Raw genomic sequence first — 257 nt, 5'->3', positions numbered from 1 at the left:
ATCGTGACGACAACTTTTGCTTCGTCAATCCCTAACCGTTCAATCGCTGCGTCAATGATACGACGGTTCGCCTGGTGCGGCACGAGGACGTCGAGGTCTTCAATCGTCTTCCCAGCCCCTCGCAACGCCTCTAAGACGATGTCAGGCATCTTACGGACAGCGAATTTGAACACTTCACGACCGTTCATGACAATCTTACCTTCTTCATTCTCGTATAAGAACTTTCCGCCGGTTCCGTCACTTCCGAGAATGACCGA

At 51.4% G+C, this 257-nt stretch carries 1 protein-coding gene; it reads right to left on the bottom strand.

Going from position 1 to position 257, the window contains the following annotated elements:
- The coding region (locus tag ACSV5T_RS10030) for a 3-oxoacyl-[acyl-carrier-protein] synthase III C-terminal domain-containing protein (RefSeq protein WP_438321031.1) at window positions 1-188 on the bottom strand (188 nt) is incomplete at its 3' end.
- Window positions 189-257: the final 69 nt, after the last annotated feature.

The organism is Veillonella sp. ZSJB6 (assembly GCF_051549505.1).
In the GTDB taxonomy this organism is placed as follows: domain Bacteria; phylum Bacillota; class Negativicutes; order Veillonellales; family Veillonellaceae; genus Veillonella.
Note: the sequence above shows the minus strand (reverse complement) of the source record. Positions and strands in the feature narration are given on the sequence as shown.